The following is a 6473-nucleotide window of genomic DNA, read 5'->3' on the forward strand; positions in this document are numbered from 1 at the left end:
ACTTGAAATGACACCGATACCAGAACCGCACAGTAATGTTACCCCGCTGCTAGGCATTTTCTTTGTCTTGGTGGACTTTACCGAAATCAGCATTTGAATGGCTAATAGAGTCACAATGCCAGCAAAAATCTTAGGGAGGTACTCTGTGGGTACCCACTCGGCAATATAGGTACCGAAAAAGCCACCAAAGATCACTCCTGGCATCAGCCATTTAATGATGAACATATCAACATTGCCGAGCTTTAAATGGTTTAAAGCCGAAGAGCCTGACGTTAAAATAATCGTTGCCAGAGACGTCGCTAACGCAACCAACATAACGCTTTCCGCGCCAATACCAATGGAAGGCAAAATATAAAGAAGAGCAGGAACGACGATCAGCCCTCCGCCGATCCCTAATAAACCCGCCATTACACCAACAAAAGCACCCAGTAAAACCAACAGAAATAACAATTCTATATGCACAACAACCTCTATTTTTTGCCTGCTCGGATAAACCCAGCAAAACCTCTATCTTCAAAATGCGATGACATCATAGTATAGATGTCTTTCCCATACGCTTTCATTAAGGCTTTATTAGCAAATTGTTTTAATTCAGTCGTTTCAGAGTGACGCAATAAATACTTAACCTTTGCCACGTTAGAGGTATTCATACTCAGTGAGGTATATCCTAAGCCAACAAGCAAGAGACAACCAATAGGATCCCCTGCTAACTCACCACAAACACAAACTGGCAGCTTTAAGCGGTCACAAGTATCATAAATATGTTTCAGCGCCATGATCACAGATGGATGGAATGACTCATACACATCAGCAACTCTTGAATTATTACGATCAACGGCAAGAAGGTATTGCGTTAAGTCGTTGGTACCAACCGATACAAAATCAATTTTCTTAGCGATAAGAGGAAGTAAGTAAAGCATCGAAGGCACTTCGATCATGATCCCGACTTTTGGCATACGGATACTTTCATCGACCTTAGACACTTCTTTATACGCTTGCCTTATTAATAATAACGCATCATCCAGCTCCTGAGCACTCGCTATCATTGGTAACAATATACTGAGATTATGATGCTCGGTGCTTGCGCGTAACATCGCTCGAATCTGAATCAGAAAGATATCTGGATGATCTAAGGTAAATCGAATGCCTCGCCAACCTAAGAAAGGATTGTCCTCTTCTATAGGCAAATAAGGTAAAGCTTTGTCCCCTCCTACATCCAAGGTTCTCATCACGACACGCTTATTAGGGTACGTACTTAAAACACTACGATACTGCTGTATCTGTTCATCTTCTGATGGAAAGCGATGCTGGAGCAAAAAAGAAATCTCGGTTCGATATAGACCAACGCCATCAACGCCCTGATTGATCGCAATATTAGTATCGGCACTGAGCCCCGCATTCAATAACATTTCAATGCGATACCCATCGGCTGTCATCGCGGGTTTATCCGAGCCTTTGCTGACCATGGATGTCAGTTCACGCTCTTCGTTAGCCAATGCACGGTATTCTTTTAACAGCTGTTTACTCGGTGAAACTAAAACCTTTCCGCTGTATCCATCAACGATACCGCGTTTACCATTTATCTCTGTCAGATTCAGGCTTAATCCCATCACCGCAGGAATGCCAAGGGCGCGAGACAAAATCGCGGCATGAGAATTCGCAGCACCATCTAACGCGACAACCGCAAGTAACTTATCTTTGGGGATAGATGCTAAGATGGAAGCAGTCAGTTCCCTAACAACCAAAATGACTGGTTTTTCAAGATGCTGCTGCTCTTTCTGAGTGTTGTACAAAAAAAACAGTAAGCGCTGACCTAACTCACGAATATCCTGTGCTCGTTCTCTTAAATAAACATCAGACATTCGCGCAAAACGGTTGGAATAAGACTCGACGACCTGCCTAAGGGCCCAATCGGCTTTATCCCCTTTCTGAATATGACTTTTTAAGTCTTTTCGCAGCATTGGATCGTTGAGCAAGTGAGTAAACAGATCAAAAATCGCTAACGTTTCTTTGTTTATATCACCATGCAGTTTTTTTCTCATCCGGCCAAAGTCGTTAAGAGCATCTTCAATGGCCACCATCAACCATTCTTGCTCTTGACTCACGTTAATGTTGGAGGCCGGATGAACATCAGACAACTGAGGTTGAGCGTCATCCCACCAAAACTCACCAATAGCGACACCGGAAGAGGCAGGATTACCTATATTAACGTGCTGTTTTTTTTCAAGACTCCAATGCCCTTGCGTTTGTGCATGAGCAATAATCACAGCAAGCTGGGCAGCCAGTGTGACTAAAAAGGATTCTTCAATTTCGTTAAATAAACGGGAGGACTTTTGTTGAACAACGAGAACACCCAGTACCTGCTTGCGATAAATAATCGGTGTACCAAGAAAACTGTGGTAAATCTGCTCTCCTAACTCAGGAAAGAGTTTAAAATTGGCATGCTGAGAAGCATTCGCAATATTGATAGGTTCGGCACTACGCTTAACTAATCCGACAAGACCTTCATTATAGTTAATATGGATTTTGTCGCCTGAAAACTCCAGTCCTTGAGTCGCCATCAGCTCTAAGCGACTTCGCTCTTCATTAGCAAGATAGATAGTGCAGCACTCTGTTTCCATAGCGCTGCATGTTTGCTTAACTAAAATATCAAACGCTTGATAGACATCATCAACTTTTGATACCTGTTCAACTATTTCCCTTAGTTGAGAAAGCATAACGATTCTACCCTCTTTTAAACTTCCGCTTACCTTTTAGTTTTCGCTCTTTGAATGGCATCGCCATTGAAGCGAATTCTTTCATCGCTCGACGATACACATCCCGCTTAAACGAAACGACTTGTCTTACTGGGTACCAATAACTTACCCAACGCCAACCATCAAATTCAGGGGTGCTACCGCGCTGCATATCTATCTGTGATTCATCACAGTCTAAGCGCAATAAAAACCATTTCTGTTTTTGTCCGATACAGACAGGCTTTGAATCCCAACGAACTAAGCGTTTTGGCAATTTATATCTGAGCCAATGACGACTTGTTGCTACGATTTTCACGTCTTTTTTTGTTAGACCAACCTCTTCATAGAGCTCTCTGAACATTGCCTGCTCAGCCGTTTCTCCGTCATCAATCCCCCCTTGAGGAAATTGCCATGAATGTTGTCCGTATCGTTTAGCCCAGAAGACCTGACCATGGTTGTTACAGATTACAATTCCCACATTTAAGCGGTAACCATCGCCATCTATCACTGGCCAACCTCGAATAATATCTTTAATTACAGTGATTTTTCCACATATCCCCAACAGGAGCAAACTTACTAGTGTGATTAGCACGTGATTTATTGGTAACAACCCCTAATATGGATAACTTCTAAGCCTAGGAGCACTTATCAACACCACAATGAGACCTAAGCCACATTTATTCACCTTTTCTGTGAATAACCGTGTGAAGAAAGTCGTTAATACAGATCATTTCGTATTGAAAACTTTCATTTCAACATAGTTCCAGCCATGAGATCTTAATTATAAATCAATATAAATCAGAAAGTTAAATAAATAATCATGAGTAAAAATAAACTATCGATGTTTATTTTCTTACCCTAAAAACAACATGGTCAAAGATCATCCAACCAGAGTCTTATCCACAAAAAAATCATTTAATAATGGCAAAATGGCGAATAACAAGTCCTAACCGATCTTAAAAGCACTGATCATTTGTACATAATCATGAATTAACACTTAAAAACAGCCATCCCTGTGGATAAGTTGATAAGTGATGATCTTTTCTACTGGGTGAATACTTATTCCCCATTACGAATTAAAAACACATTTGTTATGATAACGATCTTTACACTCCCGTTAGCGACCTTATGAAGCCTGAACCCATCTCTGAAAACGAACTACTCACTCGAGCCAATGCGATTGCGGGTCTTTCTTTAAAAGATCTCGCTGATGAAGCTAATATCCTTGTCCCTGAAGACCTGAAGAGAGACAAAGGCTGGGTAGGTCAATTATTAGAATGGCACTTAGGGGCAACAGCAGGAAGCAAACCTCAACAAGACTTTGAAACACTGGGTATAGAGCTGAAAAGTATCCCTATTGGCTATAACGGTAAACCACTTGAAACAACCTTTGTCTGTGTGGCTCCTCTTGTTGGTGTTCATGGTTTAAGTTGGGAGCACAGCCACGTCAGAAATAAGCTATCAAGAGTTCTTTGGATCCCCGTAGAAGGAGAAAGAGAAATCCCATTAGCGGAACGACGAGTAGGATCCCCTCTAATCTGGTCTCCATCAGAAGAGGAAGAGCAGCAGCTTAAAGCCGATTGGGAAGAATTAATGGAACTGATTGTTCTAGGCCGAGTAGAACAGATCACCGCGAAACACGGCGAAGTGTTGCAACTCAGACCAAAAGCCGCCCATGGCCGAGTGTTAACCGATGCGTTCGGCTCTAGTGGTAAACGGATAAAAACTCGCCCGCGGGGGTTTTATCTTCGGACTCAATTTACATCGGCTATTCTCGATAAATACTTTATTTAACGACGTGTTTATTGAACAGAGTCTTTATTTAAAGTAAGTAACAGCACAGTCAATGCATCGCCAACGATAGCTCAATATCACAGTATGAAATGCCCCCTTCACGACCAAACTCGTCATAGGCATTATGTAACCTTAGGTACGCTTTATCGATACCCAATCGGACCAACTCTTCTTTGACTAGCTCTAGAGAGTCAAAGTGCATGGGATCGTCATCTTGTTTGAGTGGCTCCAATTTGTGCTTATATTCGACGGCTATTTGATACTGAGATAAATCAGAGCATCCTATTACAAACACCTTAGGGGCCTGGTATGAATCCTTGTGATATCCATGAATCCATTTATCTAATTGTCTTTTCTGCATATACGCACCTCCAATTATCATTCTAGACAAAGCTGGCATTTTTGCGAATTCTTGCCCTAATCCATTTGATCCATAGAGGGATTCACATATATTGGTAAAACAACGATACGATGAACAAGGAAGTACTATGCAGTACACAAAGTTGCCACACTCGAGTTTAGAGATCAGTAAAATCTGCCTCGGTACGATGACCTTTGGAGAGCAAAATACTCAAGCGGATGCGTGCAATCAACTGGATTATGCATTGGAAAGAGGGGTCAACTTTATTGATACGGCTGAGATGTATCCCGTTCCACCAAAAGCATCAACACAAGGTCTTACCGAAAGTTATATTGGACACTGGCTTAAGCAATCTTCTAAACGAGAGAAAGTGGTTCTGGCTACGAAAGTTGCAGGCCCACGGAACGTTCCATACATCCGCGATAATATGAAACTTGATCGTCGTAATATTCATCTGGCGATCGACGATAGTTTAAAACGACTGCAAACAGATTACATCGATCTCTATCAGCTGCACTGGCCTCAACGAAACACCAATTGTTTTGGGCAACTCAACTACCCTGACAGCGCTGAGCAAGAAGAAGTCACACTGATCGAAACCCTAGAAGCGATGTCTGAATTAGTAAAAGCAGGAAAGATTCGTTATATCGGGGTCTCGAATGAAACACCATGGGGTGTCATGAGCTTGCTCAAACTAGCAGAAAAACATGACCTACCCAGAATTGTATCGATACAAAACCCATACAACTTACTCAATCGCAGCTTTGAAATCGGCCTGTCAGAAATCAGTCACAATGAGGGCGTAAAACTGTTGGCGTATTCCCCTCTCGCTTTTGGTTGCCTTAGTGGAAAGTACCTTAACAACCAAAAACCGACAGATGCTCGATGCACTTTATTTGAACGTTTTGTCCGTTACTTTACGCCACAAGGAATCGCTGCAACCCAAGCGTATGTCGACCTTGCTCATCAATATTCGCTTGATCCAGCTCAAATGGCTCTTGCGTATGTAAACCAACGTCCATTTGTTGCTTCTAATATCATTGGTGCTACCAATATCAATCAGTTAAAAATGAATATAGACAGTTTAGATGTTGTACTTACTGACGAATTACTTCAAGAGATACAAGAGGTTGGTACGACTTACTCCAACCCTTGTCCTTAGTGTTTCATAGGGGTAGGTGAAGTGCCTACCCCATTATCTACGTTGGTATTCGCGTGCTTAATACACGACGAAGGTGACGAACTCGACGTTCAGCTTTGACGGCTTCAGGCTCTGAAAATCCAATAGGTCTTCCATCGCTTTCTAATCCTATATCACGTAATAGATGGGTATTTTCCCAAGGAATATCGTAGCTGCTGTGACGAATTTTTCTCTTCCACTCACGTTCTTCACGCTTAAGATCCGCTCTAACGAGTAATGTGGCGAGTTTTAAATAAACAGAATGGCGCATAATAGTTCTCCAGTTAAGAATAGTAGCTGGGGAAAGGGCGCAAAGAGAATAGGGGTTGTGACTCTTATTAAGCTGCCATTTCCGCAGCCTAACAAGGTTACGAATTAATTATTAGTAGATGTCATGCGATCG

At 42.1% G+C, this 6473-nt stretch carries 7 protein-coding genes; 2 read left to right on the top strand and 5 right to left on the bottom strand.

Going from position 1 to position 6473, the window contains the following annotated elements:
• From ACP45E_RS17660 to rppH, 3 genes are all read right to left on the bottom strand, one after another.
• On the bottom strand, positions 1 to 462 hold a 462-nt coding region (locus ACP45E_RS17660), incomplete at its 3' end, for a sulfite exporter TauE/SafE family protein (RefSeq protein ID WP_141707400.1).
• An 8-nt stretch (positions 463 to 470) separates the two neighbouring features.
• On the bottom strand, positions 471 to 2717 hold the full coding sequence (ptsP, locus tag ACP45E_RS17665) for a phosphoenolpyruvate--protein phosphotransferase (RefSeq protein WP_017037721.1): 2247 nt from the start codon (positions 2715 to 2717) through the stop codon (positions 471 to 473).
• Between the two features lie 7 nt (positions 2718 to 2724).
• Positions 2725 to 3243: an RNA pyrophosphohydrolase gene (rppH, locus tag ACP45E_RS17670; protein ID WP_026026578.1), complete on the bottom strand. Its 519-nt coding sequence runs from the start codon at positions 3241 to 3243 to the stop codon at positions 2725 to 2727.
• A gap of 620 nt (positions 3244 to 3863) precedes the next feature.
• Between rppH and mutH the strand changes: the two genes are divergently transcribed.
• Positions 3864 to 4529, top strand: a complete 666-nt coding sequence (gene mutH / locus ACP45E_RS17675) for a DNA mismatch repair endonuclease MutH (RefSeq protein WP_017035474.1) — start codon at positions 3864 to 3866, stop codon at positions 4527 to 4529.
• Between the two features lie 49 nt (positions 4530 to 4578).
• On the opposite strand, the gene ACP45E_RS17680 is transcribed toward mutH, so the two are convergent.
• Entirely contained in the window at positions 4579 to 4890 is a 312-nt protein-coding gene (locus tag ACP45E_RS17680) for a DUF6482 family protein (protein WP_017035475.1), read from the bottom strand.
• 127 nt (positions 4891 to 5017) lie between these two features.
• On the opposite strand from ACP45E_RS17680, the gene ACP45E_RS17685 reads away from it, so the two are divergent.
• Positions 5018 to 6052, top strand: a complete 1035-nt coding sequence (locus ACP45E_RS17685; protein WP_017037722.1) for an NADP(H)-dependent aldo-keto reductase — start codon at positions 5018 to 5020, stop codon at positions 6050 to 6052.
• 37 nt (positions 6053 to 6089) lie between these two features.
• Here the strand turns inward: ACP45E_RS17685 and ACP45E_RS17690 are convergent, their stop codons facing one another.
• A complete protein-coding gene (locus tag ACP45E_RS17690) occupies positions 6090 to 6341 on the bottom strand; it encodes a hypothetical protein (RefSeq protein ID WP_017035477.1) in 252 nt (83 codons plus the stop codon).
• Between the last annotated feature and the right edge of the window lie 132 nt (positions 6342 to 6473).

It is taken from the genome of Vibrio genomosp. F10 str. 9ZD137 (genome assembly GCF_049974785.1).
GTDB lineage: Bacteria > Pseudomonadota > Gammaproteobacteria > Enterobacterales > Vibrionaceae > Vibrio.

Excerpts from the sequence above, each read along its gene's own strand:
- ACP45E_RS17685 (WP_017037722.1), top strand. The coding sequence starts at position 5,018 with ATGCAGTACACAAAGTTGCCACACTCGAGTTTAGAGATCAGTAAAATC.
- ACP45E_RS17680 (WP_017035475.1), bottom strand. The coding sequence starts at position 4,890 with ATGCAGAAAAGACAATTAGATAAATGGATTCATGGATATCACAAGGAT.
- ptsP (WP_017037721.1), bottom strand. The coding sequence starts at position 2,717 with ATGCTTTCTCAACTAAGGGAAATAGTTGAACAGGTATCAAAAGTTGAT.
- ACP45E_RS17690 (WP_017035477.1), bottom strand. The coding sequence starts at position 6,341 with ATGCGCCATTCTGTTTATTTAAAACTCGCCACATTACTCGTTAGAGCG.
- mutH (WP_017035474.1), top strand. The coding sequence starts at position 3,864 with ATGAAGCCTGAACCCATCTCTGAAAACGAACTACTCACTCGAGCCAAT.